The 24,127-nt window shown below is 64.0% G+C and carries 20 protein-coding genes and 1 pseudogene; 3 read left to right on the forward strand and 18 right to left on the reverse strand.

Annotated elements, in window-relative coordinates:
* Positions 1-55 precede the first annotated feature (55 nt).
* A complete protein-coding gene (locus tag PAN31117_RS00890) occupies positions 56-979 on the reverse strand; it encodes a DMT family transporter (protein ID WP_150736542.1) in 924 nt (307 codons plus the stop codon).
* Positions 980-1,353: 374 nt separating this feature from the next.
* Between PAN31117_RS00890 and PAN31117_RS00895 the strand changes: the two genes are divergently transcribed.
* Positions 1,354-2,622 (forward strand): diguanylate cyclase, encoded by a 1,269-nt coding sequence (locus tag PAN31117_RS00895; RefSeq protein WP_150736543.1) that lies wholly within the window; start codon positions 1,354-1,356, stop codon positions 2,620-2,622.
* A 25-nt stretch (positions 2,623-2,647) separates the two neighbouring features.
* On the opposite strand, the gene PAN31117_RS00900 is transcribed toward PAN31117_RS00895, so the two are convergent.
* Complete coding sequence (locus PAN31117_RS00900) at positions 2,648-2,893, reverse strand: hypothetical protein (protein ID WP_150736544.1); 246 nt, start codon at positions 2,891-2,893, stop codon at positions 2,648-2,650.
* Between the two features lie 699 nt (positions 2,894-3,592).
* On the opposite strand from PAN31117_RS00900, the gene PAN31117_RS00905 reads away from it, so the two are divergent.
* A complete protein-coding gene (locus PAN31117_RS00905) occupies positions 3,593-3,835 on the forward strand; it encodes a hypothetical protein (protein ID WP_150736545.1) in 243 nt (80 codons plus the stop codon).
* 180 nt (positions 3,836-4,015) lie between these two features.
* Here the strand turns inward: PAN31117_RS00905 and PAN31117_RS00910 are convergent, their stop codons facing one another.
* Both PAN31117_RS00910 and PAN31117_RS00915 read right to left on the reverse strand, forming a co-directional pair.
* On the reverse strand, positions 4,016-5,230 hold the full coding sequence (locus PAN31117_RS00910) for a porin (RefSeq protein WP_150736904.1): 1,215 nt from the start codon (positions 5,228-5,230) through the stop codon (positions 4,016-4,018).
* Positions 5,231-5,450: 220 nt separating this feature from the next.
* Entirely contained in the window at positions 5,451-6,359 is a 909-nt protein-coding gene (locus PAN31117_RS00915; RefSeq protein ID WP_150736546.1) for an NAD(P)-dependent oxidoreductase, read from the reverse strand.
* Positions 6,360-6,568: 209 nt separating this feature from the next.
* On the opposite strand from PAN31117_RS00915, the gene PAN31117_RS00920 reads away from it, so the two are divergent.
* A complete protein-coding gene (locus PAN31117_RS00920; protein ID WP_150736547.1) occupies positions 6,569-7,372 on the forward strand; it encodes an AraC family transcriptional regulator in 804 nt (267 codons plus the stop codon).
* Between the two features lie 56 nt (positions 7,373-7,428).
* On the opposite strand, the gene PAN31117_RS00925 is transcribed toward PAN31117_RS00920, so the two are convergent.
* From PAN31117_RS00925 to PAN31117_RS00990, 14 genes and pseudogenes are all read right to left on the reverse strand, one after another.
* The gene (locus PAN31117_RS00925; protein WP_150736548.1) at positions 7,429-9,450 is read right to left on the reverse strand and encodes an acetyl/propionyl/methylcrotonyl-CoA carboxylase subunit alpha; all 2,022 of its coding nucleotides are present in this window, start codon (positions 9,448-9,450) and stop codon (positions 7,429-7,431) included.
* 199 nt (positions 9,451-9,649) lie between these two features.
* A pseudogene (gene bioB / locus PAN31117_RS00930) lies at positions 9,650-10,639 on the reverse strand (biotin synthase BioB); the annotation flags it as partial.
* Positions 10,640-10,786: 147 nt separating this feature from the next.
* Complete coding sequence (gene bioD, locus PAN31117_RS00935) at positions 10,787-11,590, reverse strand: dethiobiotin synthase (protein WP_246188859.1); 804 nt, start codon at positions 11,588-11,590, stop codon at positions 10,787-10,789.
* On the reverse strand, positions 11,583-12,791 hold the full coding sequence (bioF, locus tag PAN31117_RS00940) for an 8-amino-7-oxononanoate synthase (protein ID WP_150736550.1): 1,209 nt from the start codon (positions 12,789-12,791) through the stop codon (positions 11,583-11,585). Before bioF ends, bioD begins: the two co-directional genes overlap by 8 nt.
* On the reverse strand, positions 12,788-14,158 hold the full coding sequence (bioA, locus tag PAN31117_RS00945; RefSeq protein WP_150736551.1) for an adenosylmethionine--8-amino-7-oxononanoate transaminase: 1,371 nt from the start codon (positions 14,156-14,158) through the stop codon (positions 12,788-12,790). Before bioA ends, bioF begins: the two co-directional genes overlap by 4 nt.
* A gap of 319 nt (positions 14,159-14,477) precedes the next feature.
* Entirely contained in the window at positions 14,478-15,269 is a 792-nt protein-coding gene (locus PAN31117_RS00950; RefSeq protein WP_150736552.1) for an enoyl-CoA hydratase/isomerase family protein, read from the reverse strand.
* A gap of 32 nt (positions 15,270-15,301) precedes the next feature.
* Positions 15,302-16,909 carry a carboxyl transferase domain-containing protein gene (locus tag PAN31117_RS00955; RefSeq protein WP_150575285.1) on the reverse strand — a complete coding sequence of 536 codons (1,608 nt, stop codon included), beginning with the start codon at positions 16,907-16,909 and terminating at the stop codon, positions 15,302-15,304.
* Between the two features lie 86 nt (positions 16,910-16,995).
* Positions 16,996-17,403: a YchJ family protein gene (locus tag PAN31117_RS00960; RefSeq protein ID WP_150736553.1), complete on the reverse strand. Its 408-nt coding sequence runs from the start codon at positions 17,401-17,403 to the stop codon at positions 16,996-16,998.
* A gap of 29 nt (positions 17,404-17,432) precedes the next feature.
* Complete coding sequence (locus PAN31117_RS00965) at positions 17,433-18,038, reverse strand: 2-hydroxychromene-2-carboxylate isomerase (RefSeq protein WP_150736554.1); 606 nt, start codon at positions 18,036-18,038, stop codon at positions 17,433-17,435.
* 104 nt (positions 18,039-18,142) lie between these two features.
* The gene (locus tag PAN31117_RS00970) at positions 18,143-18,820 is read right to left on the reverse strand and encodes an SDR family oxidoreductase (protein ID WP_150736555.1); all 678 of its coding nucleotides are present in this window, start codon (positions 18,818-18,820) and stop codon (positions 18,143-18,145) included.
* A gap of 85 nt (positions 18,821-18,905) precedes the next feature.
* A complete protein-coding gene (locus tag PAN31117_RS00975) occupies positions 18,906-20,090 on the reverse strand; it encodes an acetyl-CoA C-acetyltransferase (protein ID WP_246188860.1) in 1,185 nt (394 codons plus the stop codon).
* A gap of 141 nt (positions 20,091-20,231) precedes the next feature.
* Positions 20,232-20,912 (reverse strand): carbonate dehydratase, encoded by a 681-nt coding sequence (gene can / locus PAN31117_RS00980; RefSeq protein ID WP_150736557.1) that lies wholly within the window; start codon positions 20,910-20,912, stop codon positions 20,232-20,234.
* Between the two features lie 63 nt (positions 20,913-20,975).
* Positions 20,976-22,805, reverse strand: a complete 1,830-nt coding sequence (aceK, locus tag PAN31117_RS00985) for a bifunctional isocitrate dehydrogenase kinase/phosphatase (protein ID WP_150736558.1) — start codon at positions 22,803-22,805, stop codon at positions 20,976-20,978.
* A gap of 94 nt (positions 22,806-22,899) precedes the next feature.
* Positions 22,900-24,081 (reverse strand): isovaleryl-CoA dehydrogenase, encoded by a 1,182-nt coding sequence (locus tag PAN31117_RS00990; RefSeq protein ID WP_039395188.1) that lies wholly within the window; start codon positions 24,079-24,081, stop codon positions 22,900-22,902.
* Positions 24,082-24,127: the final 46 nt, after the last annotated feature.

Here is a 24,127-nt window from a genome sequence, read left to right on the forward strand (position 1 = left end):
CCATGCGTGACGGGCGGGCCTCTATAAAGAGTCGGTGACGTTAATAGCGCAAAATTTATCGGACGCTTCCCAATTCATCCGCCACAACGGGCATGGGTTCACGCGCTTTGCGAATCGGCAGATGCCAGTTTTCGCCAAGCGCCACGCCCGCGAGAATCAGCGCGCCGCCCAGGAGGTGATAACCGGCGAGGTGCTCCCCGAGACCTAAGGCTGCGATCAGCGCTGTGAAGATCGGCACCAGATTGATGACGACGGTCGCGCGACGCGGGCCGATGCGCGCAACGCCGATCATCCAGATGAACGGGGCGGCGATGGACACCGGGATCGTCGCGAAGGCCAGCTCCGGCAGGTTGTCCATCGAAACCCCAGCCTTTTCCGAGATCAGATAGAACGGCAGCAGCGCGACCACGGCAAACATGATTTGTGCATACAGCGACGGCAGTGGCGCGAGTGGCAGATGCCATTTGCGCAGCAATACGCAGTACACGGCGTACGCGAGCATGGCGGCGACCATCATGGCGTCGCCCACACCGATGCCCTGATCGGCAAGATGCAGCAGCGAGCCGTGCCCGACGACCAACAGCACGCCACCGATCGACAGCAAACCGCCGGCCAGCGCCCCGGCCGTGAGGGCGTCGCCCAGCAGCATGACCGCCAGCGCGAGTGTCGTGAGAGGCAGCAGCGCCAGAATGATCCCCATATTGGTGGCACTCGTGTAATGCGCCGCCGAATAGGCGAGCCCCTGATAGATCGCCATGCCCAGCACGCCGAGGGTGGCGTACTGCGCCATATGCGGCACAAATTGACGCCGGGCGCGCCACAACGCGGGCAACGCCAACGGCGTCAGTAGCAACCCGGCGGCGAACCAGCGCAGGAAGGCGATTTCGGCAGGGAAGATGTGACCGACGGCGAGCTTGTTGACGATCACGTTGGCCGACCAGATAAGCACTGCGGTCAGCGGCAGAATGAAATTAGCCATGATGTATGCGATGTACCGGTCTGACGGTGAAACTGTCGGAAAGTCCGACCGGCGGGTGACTTGCGAACTGAGGCAAATTGTCCGCCCTAACGGTGTCCGTCGCATAGCGAATTTCAGACAAACGATAAGGTATTTCGGACGCGGCGTCCGGGGCCACATTGACAATCCTCAACGTCATGCGCTTCGGAGTCGCGCGCCGACGTTGCACGAAGGTAGAATGGCGCCTCCGGGCTCTCGCGGCGACCGTATGCCGATGTGTTCGCACACACGAAGCACAACGCCCGCCCCCACGGTGCGATGGCATCGTGCGTCCATTTCGTAGTCCGTCGTTCTTGATTCGTGGTCCGTGGTTCGTGAGGGTCGATCGGAGCAGCATGGTGTCAGTGAGTCAGCAAGACAGCAACGCGCGCGCCGACGGCTCGCCACAACGCCGAGGGACGCGGGCCGTCGCTTCGGCATCTTCCGCTGCCGGTATCGATCCCGCCGTCGCGGGCAAGGGCAAGCGTTTCGTACGGCGCATCTATCGCCTGCGGACCATCGGTCTGGGCATCGGATTCGTCTGCGTCGCAGGCGTCTTCTATCGACTCGATCCGCCCACGCCGCTGTGGCTGTGGGCGCTGGTGTTCTTCCACGGTTTCGTCTGGCCGCATCTGGCCTGCGTCCTTGCGCTGTCGCGCCCGGTCCCATACCGCGCCGAGCGCGCGAATCTGATGATCGATGCGGCATTCGGTGGTTTCTGGGTCGCCGCGATGCAGTTCAATCTGCTGCCGAGCGTCGTCGTCCTCGCGATGATGTCGATGGATAACATTGGCGCGGGCGGCGTACGCCTTTTCCTTCAGGGGCTGCTGGCCAATGTCGTTGGCGGACTGATCGGGATCGCCTTGCTTGGATTCGTCTGGGCACCCGCGTCCGATACCTTCAACGTCATCACGAGTTTGCCGATGGTGATTCTGTATCCTGTCGCGCTCGGCAAGGTGACGTATGACCTCGCGCAGAAGTTGTCGCAGCGCTCGCGGGAAATGGAGTATCTGTCGCGACACGATGGCCTGACGGGCCTGCTCAATCGACGCGCGTGGGAGCAGAGGCTGGCCGACATTCACGAGCATTGCGCACACACGGGGCAACCGGCGTGTCTGGTGCTGATGGATCTGGATCACTTCAAGCGCATCAACGACACGCTTGGTCACGCCGCTGGTGACTCGGCGCTACGGCGCTTTGCCGGACTACTGCGTCAACGTCTGCGGGAGATCGACGCGGTCGGGCGGTATGGCGGGGAAGAGTTCGGTGCCGTGCTGGTGAACACCGGCGAAGTCGCGGGACGCGATCTGATGCATCGGCTGCTCGCCGATTTGCGCGCCCGCGTGGCGCAGGCAGAAGCGCAAATGCGGCAAGACGAAGCGCTGCGAGTGTCGCTCACGGATTGCACGGTGAGTATCGGGCTGGTGCCGTTTTCGAGCGCTTTCGATACCCCGCAGGCGTGGCTTCAGCAAGCCGATCGCGCGTTGTATCGGGCCAAACGTCAGGGGCGCGACGGTATGGTGGTGCTTGACGCCGGTGCCTTCGGCATGTCTGGCGCAGGGGCTGCGCCGGATCGCGAAGATGCTCCCGGCGGTACACGCGCCCAAGATACCAAAGGCGCCTAGCCCTTAGCGACTCGGGCTCGGCGACTCAGCGCGTGCACAGGCGTGCGAGCGCACCGCGCAGCGCCGCAGGCAGACCGGCGGCGAAATTGAACGGACGGGCAAGTGCGGCCAGACCCTCGCCATTGAGCACGCGAGCGCCCTCCAGATGCGTGGCCAGCACGCAGAAATCTTCACGGCGCATGCCCACACGCTGACACGCGTGATCGAGTTGCTTGAGGTCGTTCGGATGCAGGCTGATGGTGAGGGTAATGCGCTCTGGGTCGGTGTTCATGACTTTCAATTTTCTCTTTTTCGATACATCGGGCATGACGCGCGGGTAGGCGCATGCCAAGCGCCCGCGCGATAACGCGGGCGAGCCGGATCCGACTGCGTGGGATCGGGCCTGTGGGGCGCACATGGCGGACACGTCGAGCGAACGAAACGTCTTCAGGGTAAAGACGATTTCGGTCCGCCGATGCGCGCGATGTCTGATCGTGGCGTCGGGCTGTTTTAGTAACGCGTGGGCAATACGAGGCTGTGGGCGCGCAATCCGCCGCCTGAGTGCTGCGCGGGCGGCGGTACGGCACTAACGCGTGGGAGCGATGCCTCGTAACAGCAGGGAGGGATGACTCTCCATCCGGCCATCGCACAAGCGCCGGAATACAGCATGAGTACTGCGGGACTGCGAATTGCAACTACGGGTATTGCTTAGGTATTGCTTGAATATTGCAGGGTACTGCGGTGATGCGAGACCTTCTGAACTACAGGACTGCGATTGATGCGTGTACAGCGATGCAGACTTCTAACTACCGATACTGCGACTTGCTGAACGGCTACTGCGGATAAAGCGGAACGACGAGAACTACAAGACTTCCGAACTGCGACTGCTACCACCTGCTGCAAGACGACGCTGAATTACGCGGCGTCCTTAAACTGAATGCGGGGGCACGGCGTGACACGGTGGCTACGGCGATAGCGCAACACGCGGTCCATGTGCGCTGCCGAGGCGGTGCGCATCGCACGGCGGTGCAACTGCTTCACTCGCGCTGCCGACACCGAAACGGCCAATGCCGCGACAACCAACCAACTGACGAAAACCACAACACTTCTCCCCGTTGAGTGCAGCGCCGAGACGATCCGGGATGAACCGGTACGCATCGAATTCGGAGGGAAATCAAAAAGCGTGGTGAGCGCCGGTCGCAACTGCATGAAACTTCAATGGAGTGAATTCTAAATAGATTCCCGAATAGGGTAAACCCTTAAAATCGTAAATAGTGTATTTTTTTAGACGAATCAATACGAAATTCCAAACGCTCGTTTTAATTTGAGTGCCATTGATTCCAAGGGAAAATCGACCCAAACCCGCATGCCTTCACGGGTTCGGGGCGAATGCCGATGGGCCGGAGGCGGACGATCAGAAGCTGTGCTTCAGCCCCATGCCCAGCAACAACTGGGTGCGGGCACCGGCGTCGATGCCATAGGAGCCTACCGAGGCCGTCGCTTCCACGGCTTGTCCCTGATTCAGGGTTTTGCCGACCGCTTGCTGATAGCCGCCAATCACATAAGTGGACGTGCGCTTGGACAATGCATAGGTGACGCCCGCATTGAACTGGTTGTAATGCGCACCGAGGGTACCGTCGGCACGCATGCGCGTGTAGCTGTAGCCGATACCGGTATTGATAGCTGGCGTAAGCGCATAGGTGGCGAACGCATTCACGCTGTCGAATTTCGCCGTGCCGGTGAACATCGACATGGCATCGCTCGCGTACTGAGCGTTCGAGAACGTCACGCCGAGAATCGCCGGACCGATCGCGTACTTACCGCCCACCCGCGCAATGCTCACCTTGCTTGCTGTGCGGAAACCGGCGTTGATCGGCGAGTTGAACAGCGAACCTGCGCTGCTCGTCCATTCGCGATACGGCCAGTCACCGTTGGTGAAGGGGTTCCCGCGATTGCTGCCGCCATCTGCGAAGAAGTAACCGGCCGCGAGAGCCACCGGCCCATTGCTGTAGGCCCCCGCGAGGCCGTATGCGCGGCCCGCGCCCGTCTTCCCTGCGACGTTGCCGGTCGCATACATCCCTTCGAATTGCAGACCACCGAAATTCGGCGTGGCGTAACGGATCGAGTTGTTGATGCGTGCGCCGTTGTCGTAGTTGTCGACGTCGCCGGGCGTGGCGAAGAAGCCGCCGAAGTAGCCGTCTGCGGTCAGACCCTGCACGAGATTGACGACCGGATCGTACTGACGGCCGATCGTCACTTCGCCCCATTCGCTGCTGCGCAGGCCGACGATGGCCTTGCGCCCGAATGCGAGGCCGCCGTTGCCCATCGATCCGTTGACGGCATTGAAACCGCTTTCGATCTGGAACAGCGCCGAGAGGCCGTTCCCCAGCGACTCTGTGCCGCGCAGGCCCCAGCGGCTGCCGCCGATGATGTTGCTCGTGATGCCGGTGAACGACTCGGGGCCATTGGCGACCGCTGTGTGATTGGCGTGCACGATACCGGAGTCGATCGTGCCGTAGAGCGTGACGTCGCTTTGTGCGCTGACGCCGGACGGCAGTGCGAGCAACGCGAGCGTCGCGGCGAGCGCGACGGTGCGCAAGCCGGTGTTCAGGTGTGGACGTTGGTTCATGATGTCGAGCGCGTTGGCGCGCATGGTTGAAATCGACATCGAGAATATTGGCGAACACCTATTCGGATTCCTTATGAAAATTCCGAATCCCCGGAGATCCGCATGGCAGCGACCGGCGTCCGAGGCCGCTGCCCGATTTTCTAGGAACCCTCCTTAGGAACCTTGTGCAAACACCGCGATAAGCGTGCTGACGAAGTTCCCGCTGGACGCGTAGCTAACGTCACGATTCGTCGCGGTCTTCGCCCTGACCTCGCGGCAAACCCGCGCGGCGCAAGGCGACGCGCGAAAGCGCGGCCCAGTCGAGCTGCCCCTCATCGTGCGCGAGGCTGTCGAGGTGGCTGTCGCGCAGCACGCTGGCGAACGGCATGGGAACGTTCGCGGCTTCACTGGCGAGCAACGCCAGGCGCACGTCCTTCGCGCCGAGCGCGAGCTTGAAGCCAGCCGGTTCGAACACTTGCTTCGAAATCGCCCCGCCGTATCCGGTGTAGGCGGGCGTATTGAAAACCGTCGACGTGACCATCTCGAGGAAGTCGCTGCCTGCGACCCCGTGACCTTGCGCGAGCGCGGCCGCCTCGCTCATCGACTCGATGGCGCTGGCGATCATGAAGTTCGACGCGAGCTTCACGACGTTCGCCTGTTCGGGCGTGTCGCCGAACCGCCAGGTGCGCTGACCGAGCACGTCGAACAGCGGCTGGACCGTATCGATGACGCACGCTTCGCCCGCTACCAGCACGTTGAGCTTCCCGGCCTCGGCCACATTCACGCGTCCCAACACCGGTGCTGCCAGATATCGCAGGCCCAGCGTTTCGCACTGCGCGCGCATCTCTCGGGCGAAGTCGAGCGAGACGGTGGCCATGTTCACCACAATGGCACCGCGCGTGAGCGCGTGGAGCGCGCCACCGTCGCATAGCACCGTGCGCGAGGTGTCGTCGTCGGCCAACATGGCGATCAGCACGTCGACACCCAGCGCTGCCTGTGCGGGGCTCGCCGTCGGCGTGGCACCCTCAACCGCGAGGGCGTCCACGGGGCCGCGCGAACGGTTCCACACACGCAGCGAGTAGCCTGCCTTCAACAGATTGCGCGCCATCGGGGCGCCCATTGTGCCGAGTCCGAGAAATCCGATATTCATACGTTCTCCTGATGCAAAGGAATGCGTTGCAGCGCGTGATGCCAACGGCCTCCCGGCCGAACGAGTCCATCGAGTGCCCACCGGGGCGACGCGCGTCAGCCAGCAGCATGACACCGGAAGCGAGTTTTCGCAGATGAGACCGGCGAACGGTAAGATGGACGCCATCGACCCGCACGGGCAGGCTGCCCCTCAACGTCTACGCCCTCACCATGACCGTTCGCTACAACTGGCCGACCTTCAAGACGCTGCCGTACCCGGTCTACTTCCGCTACGACGAGTTCGACGCGCAGACCGCCTGGGTGCCGCATCGTCACGACTGGGGCACGTTCAGCTACGTGGCGAACGGCGTCATGCAGATCGAGATCGAGGGCACGCGCTTTCTCTCGCCGCCGCAATACGCCGTGTGGGTGCCGCCGAAGGCGACGCACGCGAGCTTCAACGCGGACGCCGTCATCTACCGATCCGTGTACATCGATGCCTCGCTCGCCAGCGGCCTCCCGGCGAAAGCGGCGACATTGCGCATCAGCGGCTTGCTGCGCGCGATCCTGCTGGACTTCGCGGAGCGCGGCGTCGCGTGCCCGCAGACCGACGCCGACCGTCGGCTTGCGCAGGTGCTCATCGACCAGATCGCGCTGGCCCCGGCGGAGCCGCGCTTCTTGCCGCAGGCGAGATCGCCGTCGCTGGTGCGCGTGCTGGATGCGTTACAGAGCGAACCAGCCGACAACCGCACACTCGCCGCGTGGGCGAAAACGATGTCGATGACGGAGCGCACGCTGGCGCGTCACTGTCTGACGGAGCTGGGGATGACGCTGGGGCAATGGCGACAGCGCATGCGCTTTCTGCGAGCCATCGAGGGACTGGAGGCGGGACGGACGGTGAAGTCGATCGCGTTCGATCTGGGCTACGCCACACCGTCGGCGTTCATCGAAATGTTTACGCGCCAGTCGGGACTGACGCCGGAGCAGTTCCGGCGTCAGACGATCCTCAGCGCGTGCGCGCACGATTCAGCGTGATTTCGGCGTAATACCGGGCCTTCGTGCGCGACGCAGGACTTACGTCGCGATAAAACTCACCGCTTGAACGCCAGCAACTGCGCCCCTTCCGGCACCTGATCGCCTACGGCGTACAGGACTTCTTCGATCTCGCCATCGGCCGGTGCGCTGATGGTGTGTTCCATCTTCATCGCTTCCATCACGAGCAGCGGTGCGCCTTTCTCGACCTTGGTACCCGGCACCGCGAGTACCGCGATGACCTTGCCCGGCATCGGTGCGGTCAGACGGCCTTCGCCGCCTTCCTGCGCGCCTGCCTGTGCGAGCGGATCGTGCCAGCGCAGCGTCCACGACTGGCCGTCGGCGAAGACGTGGGCCGTCTCGTGTTCGAAGTCGACGTGGCCTTGCACGCGGCGCTCGCCGAGCGTCACGCGGTACACGCCCGCGTCGTGGGCATACCGGTAAGGGAACGTTTGCCCGTCGACGGTCAGCGTGCTGGCCTGCGCGCCGCTCGTGAGCACGACGTCAAGGCGCGTTTCGCCATGATCGAACGAGAGCGTGCGCTGATAGTCGCCGTTCAGCCGCCAGCCCGTCGCGAGTTGCCACGGCGAGTGACGGTCGATGCTGTCCTGATACTTACGGAAGCCGACGACCGTCTCGCGCGCGAGTTGTGCGGCGACGGCCAGTGCGAGCGTCGAGGCGGGCACCGGCGCGGCGGCCGGGAACAGCGTGTCGCGATGGCGTTCGATGAGGCCTGTGTCGAGATCGGCCCCGGCGAACGGTTCGCTTGCCACGAGACGTCCCAGGAACGCGATGTTCGTCTGCACGCCGACCACGCGGTACTGGCCCAGCGCACGACGCATGCGCGCGAGCGCTTCGTCACGGTCCTGCCCCCACACGATCAGCTTGGCGATCATCGGGTCGTAGAACGGGGAGATGGCGTCGCCCTCGCGCACGCCCGAGTCGATCCGCACGCCCGCCGGGGACGTCGTACCGCCGATCTCGAACTGCACCGCTGCGGGCGGACGCAGCGTCGTAAGCGTGCCTGTAGAAGGCAGGAAGTTGTTGTCCGGATTCTCGGCGTAGATACGCGCTTCGAGTGCGTGGCCGTGAATGCGCAGCTCGTCCTGCTTGCGCGGCAGCACCTCGCCAGCGGCCACGCGCAGTTGCCATTCGACCAGATCGAGGCCGGTGATCATTTCGGTGACGGGGTGTTCGACCTGAAGACGCGTATTCATCTCCATGAAGTAGAACGAGCCGTCCTGGTTGGCGATGAACTCGACGGTGCCCGCACCGACGTAGCCCACGGCGCGTGCAGCATTGCACGCCGCTTCGCCCATCGCACGGCGACGCGCTTCGGTCATGCCCGGCGCAGGCGCTTCTTCCAGCACTTTCTGGTGGCGACGCTGCACCGAGCAATCGCGCTCGAACAGATAGACGCAGTTGCCGTGCGTGTCGGCGAACACCTGAATTTCGATGTGACGCGGACGCGTCAAATACTTCTCCACGAGCACGCGCTCGTCGCCGAAGCTGCTCGCGGCTTCGCGCTGGCACGAGGCGAGCGCGGCGCGGAATTCCTCGCTGCGCTCGACCACACGCATGCCCTTGCCACCCCCACCGGCGCTGGCCTTGAGCAGCACCGGATAGCCGATCTCGTCGGCGCGCGCGTGGAGGAAGGCGGCGTCCTGATTGTCGCCGTGATAGCCCGGCACGAGCGGCACGGCCGCGCCTTCCATCAGCGTCTTGGCGGCGCTCTTGCTGCCCATTGCGTGAATTGCACCGACCGGCGGGCCAATGAAGACGATGCCCGCCTCATGGCAGGCGGCCGCGAACGCTTCGTTTTCTGACAGGAAGCCGTAGCCCGGATGGATCGCCTGCGCGCCCGTGGCCTTGGCGGCCGCGATGATGGCGTCGATGCGCAGGTAGCTTTCGCGCGCGGCCGCACCGCCTACGTGCACCGCTTCGTCGCACACGGCCACATGCCTGGCGTGCGCATCGGCGTCGGAATAGACGGCGACCGTGCGGATGCCCAGCCGTGCGGCTGTGGCCGCCACGCGGCAGGCGATTTCGCCGCGGTTGGCGATAAGGATTTTGTCGAACATGTTGCCTCCGGAAAATGATCGATTTGGGCGGCATCGATGGCCAACGTCCCCGCTTGTGACGGAGCGTCAGCGCACTGACACCATTCTCTTTGCTATTCAGCTTTGCCGCCACACCGGATCGTCTTGTGCGATCTGATCGATGTGGCGGCTTTCATCCTTAAACATCATCCACGCCTGCGCGGCGACCGCGTTGCTCCGCTTAGTGGGTCGCGCAGGGCTTCAAGGCGTCGCAATCGCTCGCGTCGCCAGCATTCTCCGCACCGAGCTTCTCTTCGGTCGACGTACGCATGCCGAGGCGCGCGAGCAGCGCGCGGTCGGCTTCGGCCTGCGGGTTCTGCGTCACAAGCAGCTTCTCGCCGTAGAACATCGAGTTCGCCCCGGCGAGGAAGCACAGCGATTGCAGCGAGTCGTCCATCATTTCGCGCCCGGCCGACAGACGCACCATCGCGCGCGGCATCGTGATACGTGCCACGGCGATCATGCGCACGAAGTCGAACGGATCGACGCTCTCGTTGTTCTCCAGCGGCGTGCCCTCGACCTTCATCAGGTTGTTGATGGGCACCGATTCCGGATACGGCGACATGTTCGCGAGCTGCGCGATCAGACCGGCGCGTTCACGGCGCGTCTCGCCCAGACCGACGATGCCGCCGCAGCACACTTTGAGACCGGCATCGCGCACGCGGGCGAGCGTGTCGAGACGGTCCTGATACGTGCGCGTGGTGATGATCTGACCGTAGAACTCGGGGGACGTGTCGAGGTTGTGGTTGTAGTAATCGAGACCCGCGTCGCGCAATTGCTGCGCCTGCCCGTCGCGCAGCATGCCGAGCGTCACGCACGTCTCAAGACCCAGCGCCTTCACGCTGCGTACCATCTCGCCCACGGCATCGACCTGATGCGGCTTCGGGCTGCGCCATGCGGCACCCATACAGAAGCGCGTGGCACCCGCTTCCTTGGCGCGTTGCGCCGCCGCGACCACTTCCTCAACGGGCATCAGCTTCTCGGCTTCCACGCCGGTGTCGTAGCGCGCCGACTGCGGGCAGTACGAGCAGTCTTCCGGGCAACCGCCGGTCTTGATCGAGAGCAGCGTCGAGAGCTGGACGGCGTTGGCGTCGAAATGCTCGCGGTGCACTTGTTGCGCGCGGAAGATCAGGTCGTTGAACGGCAGGGCGAACAGCGCTTCGATGTCGGCGACGGTCCAGGGCGTGTCGTTACGGCGCAGGGCTTCGTCGTGGCCGTGAGCGGCAGTGTGGGCGTGAACTTGCATGGTGAGATTCCTTGAATTCTGTGTGTTCGGTGTTGGCGCGGTATCGGTGCGATGTCGGTGCGTGGATCGCGCTCAGGGGGCGGTGTGTGGGCGAGGGCCGGACGACGTCTGCGCAGTGCGATGCAGTGCGGTGTCGACCAGCGGCGCAATGTCGAGGTAGCCGGATGCGGTCGCCGCGTCGGGGTGCGGCAGATGCGGCACGCGTCCCAGTAGCGGTGCGCCCAGTCGCGCAGCAATCGCATCGACGTTGGCATCCACATGACGCATGTCCGGATCGACGTGGTTAGCAATCCATCCCGCAATCGTGAGACCGCGCGACGTAATCGCCTCGGCCGTCAGCAGCGCATGGCTGATGCAGCCCAGGCGCAGGCCGACGACGAGGATCACCGGCAGGCCGAGCTGACGCGCCAGATCGGCGGTGTCGGGCGCGCTGGCGTCGGGGCCGAGCGGCACGCGAAAGCCGCCGACGCCTTCGACGATAACGAGGTCTGCGCGCGCGGCGACCCGCGCATAGCCTGCCCGGATTACGCTGCAATCGAGGTCGATACCCTCGGCGGCGGCGGCGATGTGTGGCGCGGTCGCGTCCTTGAGCACATACGGGCAGTACCAGTCGTCGGGCAGCTTCAGATTGCTCGCGTCGTGCAACTGCTCCACGTCTTCATTGACGAAACGACCGTTGTGTTCCGACGCGCCTGCGGCCACTGACTTCAACCCGGCGCACACCAGCCCGCGACGCGCAGCGGCATGCAGCAACGCCGACGAGACTAGCGTCTTGCCGATCTCGGTGTCGGTGCCCGTGACGAAGAAGGCGTGACGCGCGGGCGTCGCACGCTCGGTCGGGGCATTGGCGGCGGTGATGAGGTTGCGTTCAGCCATGCGCTTGCTCCGTCCAGTCGTTGTCGAGTTGATTGATGGCGCGGGTCAGGCGCGCGACGTCGTCGGCCGTATGCGCGGTGCTGAGCGTGAGGCGCAGGCGCGACGTGCCCGGTGCGACCGTCGGCGGACGAATCGCGGGCACCCACAATCCGGCCTCGGCCAGCCCGGCCTGCGCATGCAGTGCGGCCGCGTTCTCGCCGAGGATGATCGGCTGCACGCCCGTGGGCGAGACCATGTGATGCCAGTGCTTGAGCGTCAGCGAGTCGCGCAGTTGCGCAATGCGCGCCTGCAACGTCGCGCGACGTTCGCGGCCTTCGTCGCCCGCGATGATCGAGAGACTGGTGAGCAACGCATGCGCCTGCGAGGGCGCGGCCGCCGTCGTGAAGATGTACGGACGGGCGCGATTGATCAGCCACTCGATCACGCTGCGATTGGCCGCGACGAACGCGCCACCGACACCGGCAGCCTTTCCGAGCGTGCCGATGATCACGAGGTTCGGCGAGCGCATGTCGAAGTGTTCGAACACGCCGCGTCCGTTCTCGCCGATCACGCCGAAGCCATGTGCGTCGTCCACGATGAGCCACGCGTTATGGCGCTCGGCGAGCGCGAGCAACTGCGGCAGCGGCGCGATATCGCCATCCATCGAGAACACGCCGTCGGTGACGATCAGCTTCGTCTCGGCAGTGCTGGCTTCGAGCAGGGCGGCGAGGGCGTCAACGTCGCCGTGCGGATAGACGTGAGTCTTCGCGCGCGAGAGCCGCGCACCGTCGATCAGCGAGGCGTGGTTGAGCGCTTCGGAGAAGATCTCCGAGTCCTTGTTGGCGAGCGCGGAGATCGTCGCCAGATTGGCCATGTAGCCGGTGCAGAAGTACAGCGCGCGCCCGTCGATCAGATGCGGCGACATGAACTCGGCGAGCGCGTCTTCGAGTTCCGCGTGCGCCTGCGAATGGCCGCTGATGAGGTGCGAGGCGCCGCTGCCTGCGCCGTAGCGCTGCGCACCTTCGATGAGCGCTTCGACGACCTTCGGGTGTGCCGCCAGCCCGAGATAGTCGTTGCTCGCGAAGGCGAGGACGTCGCGGCCGTCGGCGCTTAGATGCGGCTGGCACGGCGTGCTTACCACGCGATGACGGCGACGCAGGTGCTGACGGTCGATCTCGGCGAGCCCGGCGTCGAGGCGGTCAAGCAGGGGATGGGTCGTCATGCCGACACCTCCTCTTGCATCGATGCATCGAAGGCGGCGAGCGTTTGCGTGGCCAGCCAGTCGATTGTGCCGTCGTCGAGTACGTAAGGGGGCATCAAGTACACCGTCGAGCCGATAGGGCGCAGCAGCACGCCACGCGCGCGTGCTTCGGTGTAGAAGCGCTTCGCGAAGACACCCGCCGCGCCGGGGGTGTCCGGCAACACGGCGTCGAACGCCCAGATCATGCCGCGATGACGGAAATGCTTCGCGCGCGGATCGTCGGCCAGCGGTGCGAGGGCTTGCGTCAGACGCGCCGCGCGCACGGTATTTCTCGCGAGGACGTCGTCGTCCGCAAAGATGTCGAGCGTGGCCAGCGCGGCACGGCACGCCAGCGGATTGCCGGTGTACGAGTGCGAGTGCAGGAAGCCACGCGCGGTGTCGTCGTCGTAGAAGGCGTCGTAGATCGCGTCGCGCGAGAGCACGAGCGAGAGCGGCAGATAGCCGCCGCTGATGCCCTTGGAGAGCGTCAGCAGATCGGGCCAGATACCGGCCTGCTCGCTGGCGAAGAACGTGCCGGTGCGGCCACAACCGACGGCGATTTCGTCCGCGATCATGTGTGCGCCGTGCTTGTCGCAGAGCGCGCGTACGAGGCGCAGGTATTCGGGATCGTGCATCGCCATGCCCGCGGCGCATTGCACGAGCGGCTCGACGATGACGGCGGCGATGCGTCCTTCGCGTTGCGTGAGCAGCGTGTCGAGTTCGTCTGCGGCACGACGCGCGACATCCACGGCCGTCTCGCCATCGCGCGCATGACGGGCATCGGGCGACGCTACGACGTGCGCATGTCGCAACAGCGGATCGTAGGCGTCACGGAACAGGGCAACGTCGGTAACGGCCAGCGCACCGAGCGTTTCGCCGTGGTAGCCGTTGCGCACGCAGACGAATTCGCATTTGTCGCTGTGGCCCTGATTGCGCCATGCGTGAAAGCTCATCTTCAGCGCGATCTCGACGGCCGACGCACCGTCGGACGCGAAGAACGCGTGGCCGAGCACGCCGCCGGTCAATGCCGACAGGCGTTCGGACAAGGACACGACGGGCTCATGCGTGAAGCCTGCGAGCATCGCGTGTTCGAGGCGGCCCAACTGATCGATCAGCGCCGCATTGATGCGCGGGTTCGCGTGGCCGAACAGATTGACCCACCACGAACTGATCGCATCGAGGTAGCGTTCGCCGCCGGTATCGACGAGCCATGGCCCTTCGCCGTGAGACAGCGCGACGAGGGGCAGCTTTGCCTGTTGCTTCATCTGCGTGCAGGGGTGCCAGACCTGTCGCAGACTGCGCGCGGCGAGATCGCCGGGACCATTGGGGGGGCGCGGGGAGGCGTCCATCTTTGACTCCTTGGAGGGCCGTGACGGGCGATGAGCCGGGCGAGATGCCCGACGCTCGTCGTCCGTCTGGCTGGCCGGTGCGGGGCATTGCGCGCTGCGCTGCTGCACGTGGCCGGAGGTGGGGGATGGGCGCATGGTAGGCAAAGCGATTTGGCAGGGCAATAGGCGGATTTGGTGCGAAAACTCGCTGTTTTGTGAGCCGTAAAGAGACGTTATCGACAATTTCGTAAAACCCGCCGATAACGTTCCGGCATCTCCGCCGTCACCCCTTCCAAAAAAATTTTGTAACCGTCGAAATGGAGGATTTCCGTGCGTTCGCTCAGGACGCGTCGCGCCACGACGGCGAGCGCTTCTCCAGGAACGAACGCACCCCTTCACGACCCTCGTCGGAGGCCCGGATCTTCGCGATGCGCTCGGCCGTGTCGGCGATGGCCGTCTCGTCGATGGCGCGCACGGCGAAGTCCTGCACAAGGCGCTTGCACTCTTTCACCGCGTTCGGGCTGTTGTCAACGAGTGCCTTCGCCAGTGCGCCGATGGTGCTGTCGAGCGTATCGGCGGTAACGACTTCATGTACCAGGCCGAGACGCTGCGCCGTGGTGGCAGTGAAGCGTTCCGCCGTCACGAAGTAGCGGCGCGACGCCTGCTCGCCCAGCGCGCGAATCACATATGGGCCGATGGTGGCGGGAATCAGACCGAGCTTGGCTTCGGACAGGCAGAAGTGCGCCGTGTCGACGGCGACCACGATGTCCGCCACGGCCGCGAGGCCGACACCGCCTGCGTACGTGTCGCCCTGCACGCGCGCGATCACCGGCTTCGGGCAGCGATAGATCGTGCTGAGCATGACGGCGAGCGTCATGGCGTCGGCGCGGTTCTCGGTGTCCGAGTAACCGGCCATCTTCTTCATCCAGTTCAGATCGGCGCCTGCGCAGAACGCGACGCCTTCAGCGGCGAGCACGATGGCGCGCACGTCGTCGTTCGTCGCCAGCGCGCGAAACGTGCCGGTCAGTTCTTCGATGACGGTTTCGTTGAACGCGTTGCGCACGTCCGGACGGTTGAGCGTGACGGTGGCGACGTGGGCGTCGACACTGAGCTTGAGCGTAGCGAGTTGCATGACGGAATTCCTCGATGGACCGGTGTGGGCGATTACATGCGGAAAAGGCCGAAGCGCGTTTCCGGAATCGGCGCATTGAGCGCGGCCGACAGGCCGAGACCGAGCACTGTGCGCGTGTCTGCCGGATCGATCACGCCGTCGTCCCACAGGCGCGCGCTCGCGTAGAACGGATGTCCCTGACGTTCATACTGATCGCGGATCGGCTGCTTGAAGGCGTCTTCTTCTTCCGCGCTCCACTGCCCACCCTTGCCTTCGATGCCATCGCGTTTGACCGTGGCCAGCACCGACGCGGCCTGCTCACCGCCCATCACCGAGATGCGCGCGTTCGGCCACATCCACAGGAAACGCGGCGAGTAAGCGCGACCGCACATGCCGTAGTTACCGGCGCCGAACGAGCCGCCGATGATGACGGTAAACTTCGGCACGTTCGCGGTGGCGACGGCCGTCACCATCTTCGCGCCGTGCTTGGCGATGCCTTCGTTTTCGTACTTGCGCCCGACCATGAAGCCCGTGATGTTCTGCAAGAAGATCAGCGGGATCTTGCGCTGGCAGCACAGTTCGATGAAGTGCGCGCCCTTTTGCGCGGACTCGGAGAACAGAATGCCGTTGTTCGCCACGATGCCGACCGGATAGCCCCAGAGATGCGCGAAGCCGCACACCAGCGTGGTGCCGTAGCGCGCCTTGAATTCGTCGAACTCGGAGCCGTCGACCAGACGCGCGATCACTTCGCGCACGTCGAACGGTTTCTTCGTGTCGGCGGGGATCACGCCGTACAGTTCACGCGCGTCGTACTTCGGTTCGACGGGTGTCTTCGTGGCGACGGTCGCTGGCTTGCGACGATTGAGGTTCGCGGCGATGCTGCGCGCGATGGATAGCGCGTGTGCGTCGTTCTGCGCGAAGTGGTCGGCGACACCCGACAGGCGCGTGTGGACGTCCGCACCGCCGAGATCCTCGGCGCTGACTTCTTCGCCCGTGGCAGCCTTCACCAGCGGTGGGCCGCCGAGGAAAATCGTGCCTTGTTCCTTGACGATGATCGACTCGTCGCTCATGGCGGGCACATACGCGCCGCCGGCGGTGCACGAGCCCATCACCACGGCGATCTGCGGAATGCCCTGCGCCGACATCTGAGCCTGGTTATAGAAGATGCGGCCGAAGTGATCGCGATCGGGGAAGACGTCGTCCTGATTGGGCAGGTTCGCGCCGCCCGAGTCGACCAGATAGATGCACGGCAGATGGTTCTGCTCGGCGATCTCCTGCGCGCGCAGGTGCTTCTTGACCGTCATCGGGTAGTACGTGCCGCCCTTGACTGTGGCGTCGTTACAGACGATCACGCATTCCTGACCGGACACGCGGCCGATGCCCGTGATGATGCCCGCGCCCGGTGCGTCATCGTGATACATGCCGGTCGCGGCGAGTTGCGAGAGTTCGAGAAACGGCGAACCCGGATCGAGCAGTTGTTGCACGCGATCGCGCGGCAGCAGCTTGCCACGGCCTGTGTGCTTCTTGCGTGCAGCCTCACCGCCGCCACCGGCCAGTTGCGCGATACGGGCGCGCAGTTCGTCGACTACGGTCTGCATGGCGGACGCGTTGCGTGCAAAGTCTTCGCCGCGCGGGTTGAGTTTGCTTTCGAGAATCGGCATGTGACGAAATCCGGTGGAGTGTGAGTTTTAGTTGAGTGCTTGTGCTTGGCGACGTGGCGAGCGATGTACTGAATGTCGTCGCGAGATCAGTCGAACAGGTCGCCGTCGATGTAGCGCCAGCGGCCGTCGTCGGTGCGCTCGAAGCGACTGCGTTCGTGCAGTCGGTGGGCGCGTCCGCCTACCTTGTACCGGGCGACAAATTCGACTTCGGCATGGTGTTCGTCGCGTTGCAGATGCGCTTTGACCTGAAGGCCGAGCCACTGCGGGGCGTCGCCGAAATCGAGCGTCGCGGGACGCGTGCGTGCCGCCCACGTGTCGAGCAGATACGGCGCGTTCTGGCGCACGAACGCCGTGTAGCGCGAGCGCATCAGCGCTTCCGCCGTGGGCGGAATCTCGCCGTGTTCGAGGTAACGCGCGCAGCAATCCTCGAACGCGAGGCCGCCGCACGGGCAGCCTTCACGGTCCTTGTCTTGCGGCGATTGGGGGCTTGCCATCGTATGTCGTGCCTTGTGGTGTTTCAGTGTCAGATCTTGCCGTGTTTCAGACAGGCCTCGACCTGCGCGAAACGGTCGAAACCCCAGAACGGTTCGCCGTCCACGATCACGAACGGCGAGCCGAACACGCCGCGCGCCATCGCCAGATCGATCTCGGCTTTGAGATGGTCCTTGGCGGCGGGCGAGTGCATGCCGATGTCGAGGGCCGCACCGTCGATGCCGAGCGCTTCGCCGAGCCGCACCAGTTCTGCCGGGTCGCCGATGTTCACGTCGTCGACGTAGAGCGCGCGGAAGATCGACTTCGCGAACTCTGCCGACAAGTCGCCACCGCGATGGTCCTGCACCCACAACACGGCGCGCTCGGCGGCTTGTGTGGGGATCGGGAAATGCGTCGGCCGCTTGTAGTCGATGCCGTGAAATCGCGCCGTGCGCGCCACGTCGTTCTTCAGATACTCCGTTTTGATCGGATGCTGCACCGGTGCGCCCGTGCCGTTCACCTTGTAGACGATGTCGAGCAGGATCGGATGCCACGCGACGCCACGCCCATTGCGCGAAGCGATGTCGTCGATGCAGGTGCTCGCAAAATACCCATACGGGGATGCGAAGTCGAAATAAAAATCGATGGCGGACGTCATGTTGGCTCCGTTTCCGAGTGACGTTTCTGGCCCGCGAATCAAAAGATACGGCGGTGTGGCAACAGCGTCTTATAGGTGTTACAGGTGCTACGGTACTGCGTGATTTACCAGGGGAACGGTGTGCCGTCGTAGTTGTAAAAGCCGCCGTTGTGCGTCGCGCGCTCGCCCGGGGCGCGGGCCAGCACGCGGCGCATCCCGGCCACGCTCGTCTCTACGTCGATGTCGGCGTTCTCGCCGCCCATGTCGGTGCGCACCCAGCCCGGGTGCATGGCGACGCACGTAGCGCGCTGAGCTTCGAGCGACACCGCCTTGACGACCGAATTCACGGCGGCTTTACTCGCGCGATATAACCAACTGCCGTTCGACTCCATCAATTCGACGCTGCCCATGCGGCTCGACAGGAAACCGAAGCTGCCGCCCGCCGCTTCCACAAAAGGCAAGACGAGCGGTGCGACTTGCATCGCACCAAGTACGTTGGTGTGGAACACGCGGTCGAATTCGTCCTTCGTGATCGGCGCGAGACCGGTCGTGCGTTCGGAGTTCACACCGGCGTTGTAGACGGCAACGTCGAGCTCCACGCCGTCGAGTTGCCACGACAGGCCGGACAACGATTCCACGCGCGTGACGTCAAGCTTCAGGGCTTCGGCATCCAGCGCGCGCAGGGCGGCCAGTCCGTCTTCGTTGCGTGCGGTGGCGAACACGCGCCAGCCATCTTCGCGATACTGCCGTACGAATTCCATGCCGATGCCGCGTGAGGCACCGATGATGAGCGCTGTTTTCATGACGTCGATGTGTCTCCGTAGTAACGGTGAACCGGCGTTGGACGCCGGCGTGAGTTCAGACGCGTGGGCCGGTCGAACGAGTCAGTCAGACGAGTTCGATGGCCATCGCCGTCGCTTCGCCGCCACCGATACACAGGCTCGCCACGCCACGCTTGCCGCCGGTCTTGCGCAGTGCGCCGATCAGCGTGACGAGAATGCGTGCGCCGGACGCGCCGATCGGATGGCCGAGCGCACACGCGCCGCCGTGAATGTTGACCTTGCCGTGCGGCAGATCGAATTCGTGCATCGCGGCCATCGCGACGACGGCGAACGCTTCGTTGATCTCGAACAGATCGACGTCGGCCGTCGACCAGCCGGTCTTCTCGAACAGCTTGCGCATCGCGCCGACCGGGGCGGTCGTGAACAGGCCCGGTTGTTGCGCGAAGGTGCTGTGACCGGCGATGCGGGCGAGAGGCGTGAGACCGAGGCGTTTGGCCGTCGATTCGCGCATGAGTACGAGCGCGGCAGCGCCGTCGGAGATCGACGACGAGTTGGCGGCCGTGACCGTGCCGTCCTTGCGGAAGGCGGCCTTGAGCGTCGGGATCTTTTCGGGATTGGCCTTGAACGGTTGCTCGTCCTGCTCGACGACGGTGTCGCCCTTGCGGCCGGGCACCGTCACAGCGGTGATTTCCCACGCGAAAGAGCCGTCTTTCGTGGCGTTCTGCGCGCGTTCGAGAGAGGCAATGGCGAAGGCGTCCTGCGCTTCGCGGGTGAATGCGTAACGGTCGGCGCACTCCTCGGCGAAGGTGCCCATCAGGCGACCTTTGTCGTAAGCGTCTTCCAGACCGTCGAAGAACATGTGGTCGATGACCTGACCGTGACCCATGCGCATACCGGCGCGCGCCTTGGGCAGGAGATAAGGCGCGTTGCTCATGCTTTCCATGCCGCCAGCGACGATCACGTCGGCACTACCGGCAACGAGCATGTCGTGCGCGAACATCGCGGCACGCATGCCGGAGCCGCACATCTTGTTGACGGTGGTGGCGCCGGCTGCGAGCGGCAGACCGGCACCGAGCGAGGCCTGACGCGCAGGTGCCTGCCCCTGACCGGCGGGTAGCACGCAGCCCATGACGACTTCGTCGACCTGCTCCGGTTTCAGGCCGGCGCGTTCGACAGCCGCGCGAATAGCGGCGGCACCGAGTTGGGGCGCGGCGACATCGCCGAATACCCCTTGCAGGCCGCCCATCGGTGTGCGGGCAGCGGAAACGATGACGATCGGGTCTTGTTGCATGGCAATCTCCATAAAAGGGGTTGCGTGGCTGACGCTGCGTCCTGACAGACCGGTGCGTCAGCCACGAATATCCAATGCTTCAATCTTCCGTCGTCCACGCGCCCGCTTGCGCGCCTGAGTGGCCTGGGTTCGCCTAAGCGATCAGGTGCGTGGATGACGTAATTCGGCCATCGCTTCCACGCAGCGATCATAGATACGCGGCAGGGATTCGAGGCTGTTCACCGACATGCGCAGGTCGCGCACCAGACCGTCGCGCAGGCCGTACACCCAGCCGTGCACCGTGACCGGTTGGTTGCGGGCCCAGGCGTCGCGCAGGACGGTGGTGTGACAAATATTCACGACCTGTTCGATGGCGTTCAACTCGCACAGGCGATCGTGACGGGCGTCACGCGAGGGCAGCGCGTCGATCTGGTCGACGTGGCGCTCGTAGACGTCGCGCACGTGGCGCAGCCAGTTATCGACGAGGCCCATCTTTGCACCGTCGAGCGCTGCGCCCACGCCGCCGCAGCCGTAGTGGCCGACGACCATGATGTGACGCACTTTCAGCACTTCGACGGCGAACTGCAAAACCGACAGGCAGTTCAGGTCGCTGTGCACCACCACGTTCGCAATATTGCGGTGGACGAACACTTCGCCCGGCGCCAGTCCGGTGATCTGGTTCGCGGGCACGCGCGAATCCGAGCAGCCGATCCAGAGGTATTCCGGGGTCTGAAGCTTGGCCAGACGCTCGAAAAACGCGGGATCTTCCGCGTTCACGCTGGCAACCCAGGCGCGGTTGTTATCGAGCAGATGGATGAGAGGTTGGTCTTTGTCTTCGGTCATGATCGTGTCATCCGGCGGGCATGTCGTGAGCTGGGAAGCGTCAATGGCGAGGAGGTTCGGCGCTCAGGCGACTGCCGCGCGAGGCGGAGCGTCTGAAGCACCCGAATCCGTGGTGCCGCGAGCGGCACCGTAGCGATTGACGAAACGCAGCGAGACATCGTACGGATAGAAGTCGTGCATCTGTCCGGCTCGCACCCGATCCTGAAAGCCTTGCCACAGGTCGGGATCGAAGAAATCCGGATGATGCTGGCTCAGATAGCGCCGCACGCGTGCATCTCCCGTCAGAAACGTCTCAAACGTCTGCGGAAACACGTCGTGCGGGCCTACACGGTACCAGACTTCCCCCGACATCGCCTCCTCTTCGTTACGCGGTTCCGGCACTCGACGGATGTGGCAATCCGTCAGGTATTCCAGTTCGTCGTAATCGTAGAAAACCACCCGGCCGTGACGCGTCACACCGAAATTCTTGTACAGCATGTCGCCCGGAAACACGTTCGCCGCCATCAGCTCCTTGATCGCATTGCCGTATTCGAGCATCGCGTGGTCCACCTGGGCGTCCGAGGCAGATTGCAGCCACAGATTGAGCGGCGTCATGCGCCGCTCGATGTAGCAGTGGCGGATCACCAGCGCGTCGCCGTCGAATTCGAGCAGCGAGGGCACTTCGGTACGGAGCTGGGCGAGCAGGGCGTCGTCGAAGCGCGAGAGCGGGAAGGCAACGCTGGAGAACTCCAGCGTGTCGGCCATCCTGCCCACGCGATCATGCTGCTTGACCATCAGATACTTCGCTTTCACCTGCTCGCGTGTCGTCTCCTTGGGTGGCGCGAAGCGCTCGCGAATCAGCTTGAAGACGTATGGATACGAGGGCAGCGTAAACACAAGCATCACCAGTCCGGGAATGCCCGGTGCGCTCACGAACTTGTCGCTCGAATGCTTCAGGTGATGCAGGAAATCGCGATAGAACAGATTCTTGCCGTGTTTCTGCAAGCCGACCGACGTATAGATCTCGGCCTTCGGCTTTCCCGGCATGATCGTGCGCAAAAACTGCACGTAGGCCGACGGCACCTCCATGTCGACCATGAAATACGCATGCGAGAAGCTGAACATCACGCGCAGTTGCTCGCCGCGCAGCAGGGCGGTGTCGAGCGTCAGCTTGCCGTGGGCGTCGTGGATGATCGGGACGGCGAACGGCGTCGTTGTGTCGCCGTTCACGATGCGTCCCACGATATACGCCGCCTTGTTGCGGAAGAACAGCGACGCCAGCACGTGAATCTGGAAATTCGGCGCAGCCTGGAACTCGGTGAACGTGCCGAACGCTTCTTCGATGGCGCGCATCACATAGCCCACGTCGCGCGATAGATCGGCGAACGGGCGCCTAAGCTGGAAATTCGTGACGATGCGCGCGAGCGTGGCGGCCATGCCGTCCTGCGCGGGATAGTAGACGCGATACGTCGGCTTCGCGGCGGGCGCGTCGTTCTCGATGTACTCCGTCGCCACGGCGGGGCGCACGAAGATGAAGCGGTTATTGAAGTACGAACGGTGCAGGATCTTGCAGCACACCGAGTTGAAAAACGTTTCGGCGAGTTCCGGCTGGCGGTGTTCTGTGAGCAAGCCGATGTAGTGCAGCTTCACTTGCTGCCAGACATCGTCGTCGAGCGACTGCGCGTCGAACTCGTCTTCCAACGTCACGATGCATTCGCGCACGCGTTCGTCGTAATAGGCGATGCGGTCGCGCTGAAGCTTCTGGATGCCCATGAAGTCACCGGCTTCGAAACATGCCTGCGCCGCGACACACACCTCGCGGAAGATGCGGTAATGCTTGTCGAAGCCGTCCAGCAGCGTGCGGGCGACGTCGAAAGCAAACTGCGACGACAGGAGTTTCGGGAAGTGATTCATACCGGTCAGGACAGGCGCAGGGCGATGCTTGTGAAGATTGTAGCGCCGCTGCCTGCGCCTGCATGTCCGTCAGTTTCGTGGGCTTTCCTTGTTATTACATCGTTTCCGAGAACAGTTCGCGGCCGATCAGCATGCGGCGGATCTCCGACGTGCCTGCGCCGATCTCATACAGCTTGGCGTCGCGCCACAGACGACCGACCGGATACTCGTTGATATAGCCGTTGCCGCCGAGAATCTGGATCGCTTCACCAGCCATCCACGTCGCCTTTTCGGCCGTGTAGAGAATCACGCCCGCGCAATCCTTGCGCACCTGACGCACGTGATCGCTGCCCAGCGATTCCAGCTGACGGCCCACGGCGTACAGATACGCGCGGCTTGCCTGAAGGATCGTGTACATGTCGGCGACCTTGCCTTGAATCAACTGGAATTCGCCGATGGACTGACCGAACTGCTTGCGGTCGTGGATGTACGGCACGACCACGTCCATGGCGGCTTGCATGATGCCGATAGGACCACCTGCGAGCACGGCGCGCTCATAGTCCAGACCGCTCATCAGCACCTTCACGCCGCCGCCGACCTGACCCAGCACGTTTTCTTCCGGCACTTCCACGTTCTCGAACACCAGTTCGCCCGTGTGCGAGCCACGCATGCCGAGCTTGTCGAGTTTTTGCGCGACCGAGAAGCCCTTCATGCCTTTCTCGACGATGAACGCGGTCATGCCGCGTGCGCCGGCTTCGATGTCCGTCTTACCGTAGACCACCAGCGTGTCGCAGTCCGGGCCGTTCGTGATCCACATCTTCGTGCCGTTGAGCACGTAGCGGTCGCCGCGCTTCTCGGCGCGCAGCTTCATGCTGACGACATCCGATCCGGCGTTCGGCTCGCTCATCGCGAGGGCGCCCACGTGCTCGCCCGACACCAGCTTCGGCAGATACTTCGCCTTTTGGGCGGCCGTGCCGTTGCGGTGAATCTGGTTCACGCACAGGTTCGAGTGCGCGCCGTACGACAGACCGATCGAGGCGGAAGCACGCGAGATTTCTTCCATCGCGATCATGTGGGCCAGATAGCCCATGTTCGCGCCGCCGTACTCTTCGGAGACCGTCATGCCGAGCACGCCGAGGTCGCCCATCTTGCGCCAGAGGTCCATCGGGAACTGGTCGGTGCGATCCACTTCGGCGGCGCGCGGGGCGATCTCCTTCGATGCGAAGTTCGCGACCGATTCGCGCAGCATGTCCAGGTCTTCGCCGAGCATGAAATTGAGGCCGGGCAACGTCGTCATGACACAGTCTCCAGTGGTGGCGCGTGGCGGTTGGCCCGCGCGTATG

Source organism: Pandoraea anapnoica, assembly GCF_902459765.1.
Taxonomy (GTDB): Bacteria; Pseudomonadota; Gammaproteobacteria; order Burkholderiales; family Burkholderiaceae; genus Pandoraea; species Pandoraea anapnoica.

Coding starts and splice junctions, on each gene's coding strand:
- bioF (WP_150736550.1), bottom strand. CDS start 12,791: ATGACGACCCATCCCCTGCTTGACCGCCTCGACGCCGGGCTCGCCGAG.
- PAN31117_RS00950 (WP_150736552.1), bottom strand. CDS start 15,269: ATGCAACTCGCTACGCTCAAGCTCAGTGTCGACGCCCACGTCGCCACC.
- PAN31117_RS00910 (WP_150736904.1), bottom strand. CDS start 5,230: ATGAACCAACGTCCACACCTGAACACCGGCTTGCGCACCGTCGCGCTC.
- PAN31117_RS00900 (WP_150736544.1), bottom strand. CDS start 2,893: ATGAACACCGACCCAGAGCGCATTACCCTCACCATCAGCCTGCATCCG.
- PAN31117_RS00915 (WP_150736546.1), bottom strand. CDS start 6,359: ATGAATATCGGATTTCTCGGACTCGGCACAATGGGCGCCCCGATGGCG.
- PAN31117_RS00965 (WP_150736554.1), bottom strand. CDS start 18,038: ATGACGTCCGCCATCGATTTTTATTTCGACTTCGCATCCCCGTATGGG.
- PAN31117_RS00925 (WP_150736548.1), bottom strand. CDS start 9,450: ATGTTCGACAAAATCCTTATCGCCAACCGCGGCGAAATCGCCTGCCGC.
- bioD (WP_246188859.1), bottom strand. CDS start 11,590: ATGGCTGAACGCAACCTCATCACCGCCGCCAATGCCCCGACCGAGCGT.
- PAN31117_RS00970 (WP_150736555.1), bottom strand. CDS start 18,820: ATGAAAACAGCGCTCATCATCGGTGCCTCACGCGGCATCGGCATGGAA.
- bioA (WP_150736551.1), bottom strand. CDS start 14,158: ATGGACGCCTCCCCGCGCCCCCCCAATGGTCCCGGCGATCTCGCCGCG.
- PAN31117_RS00920 (WP_150736547.1), top strand. CDS start 6,569: ATGACCGTTCGCTACAACTGGCCGACCTTCAAGACGCTGCCGTACCCG.
- aceK (WP_150736558.1), bottom strand. CDS start 22,805: ATGAATCACTTCCCGAAACTCCTGTCGTCGCAGTTTGCTTTCGACGTC.
- PAN31117_RS00990 (WP_039395188.1), bottom strand. CDS start 24,081: ATGACGACGTTGCCCGGCCTCAATTTCATGCTCGGCGAAGACCTGGAC.
- PAN31117_RS00905 (WP_150736545.1), top strand. CDS start 3,593: ATGTGCGCTGCCGAGGCGGTGCGCATCGCACGGCGGTGCAACTGCTTC.
- can (WP_150736557.1), bottom strand. CDS start 20,912: ATGACCGAAGACAAAGACCAACCTCTCATCCATCTGCTCGATAACAAC.
- PAN31117_RS00960 (WP_150736553.1), bottom strand. CDS start 17,403: ATGGCAAGCCCCCAATCGCCGCAAGACAAGGACCGTGAAGGCTGCCCG.
- PAN31117_RS00955 (WP_150575285.1), bottom strand. CDS start 16,909: ATGCCGATTCTCGAAAGCAAACTCAACCCGCGCGGCGAAGACTTTGCA.
- PAN31117_RS00895 (WP_150736543.1), top strand. CDS start 1,354: ATGGTGTCAGTGAGTCAGCAAGACAGCAACGCGCGCGCCGACGGCTCG.
- PAN31117_RS00975 (WP_246188860.1), bottom strand. CDS start 20,090: ATGCAACAAGACCCGATCGTCATCGTTTCCGCTGCCCGCACACCGATG.
- PAN31117_RS00890 (WP_150736542.1), bottom strand. CDS start 979: ATGGCTAATTTCATTCTGCCGCTGACCGCAGTGCTTATCTGGTCGGCC.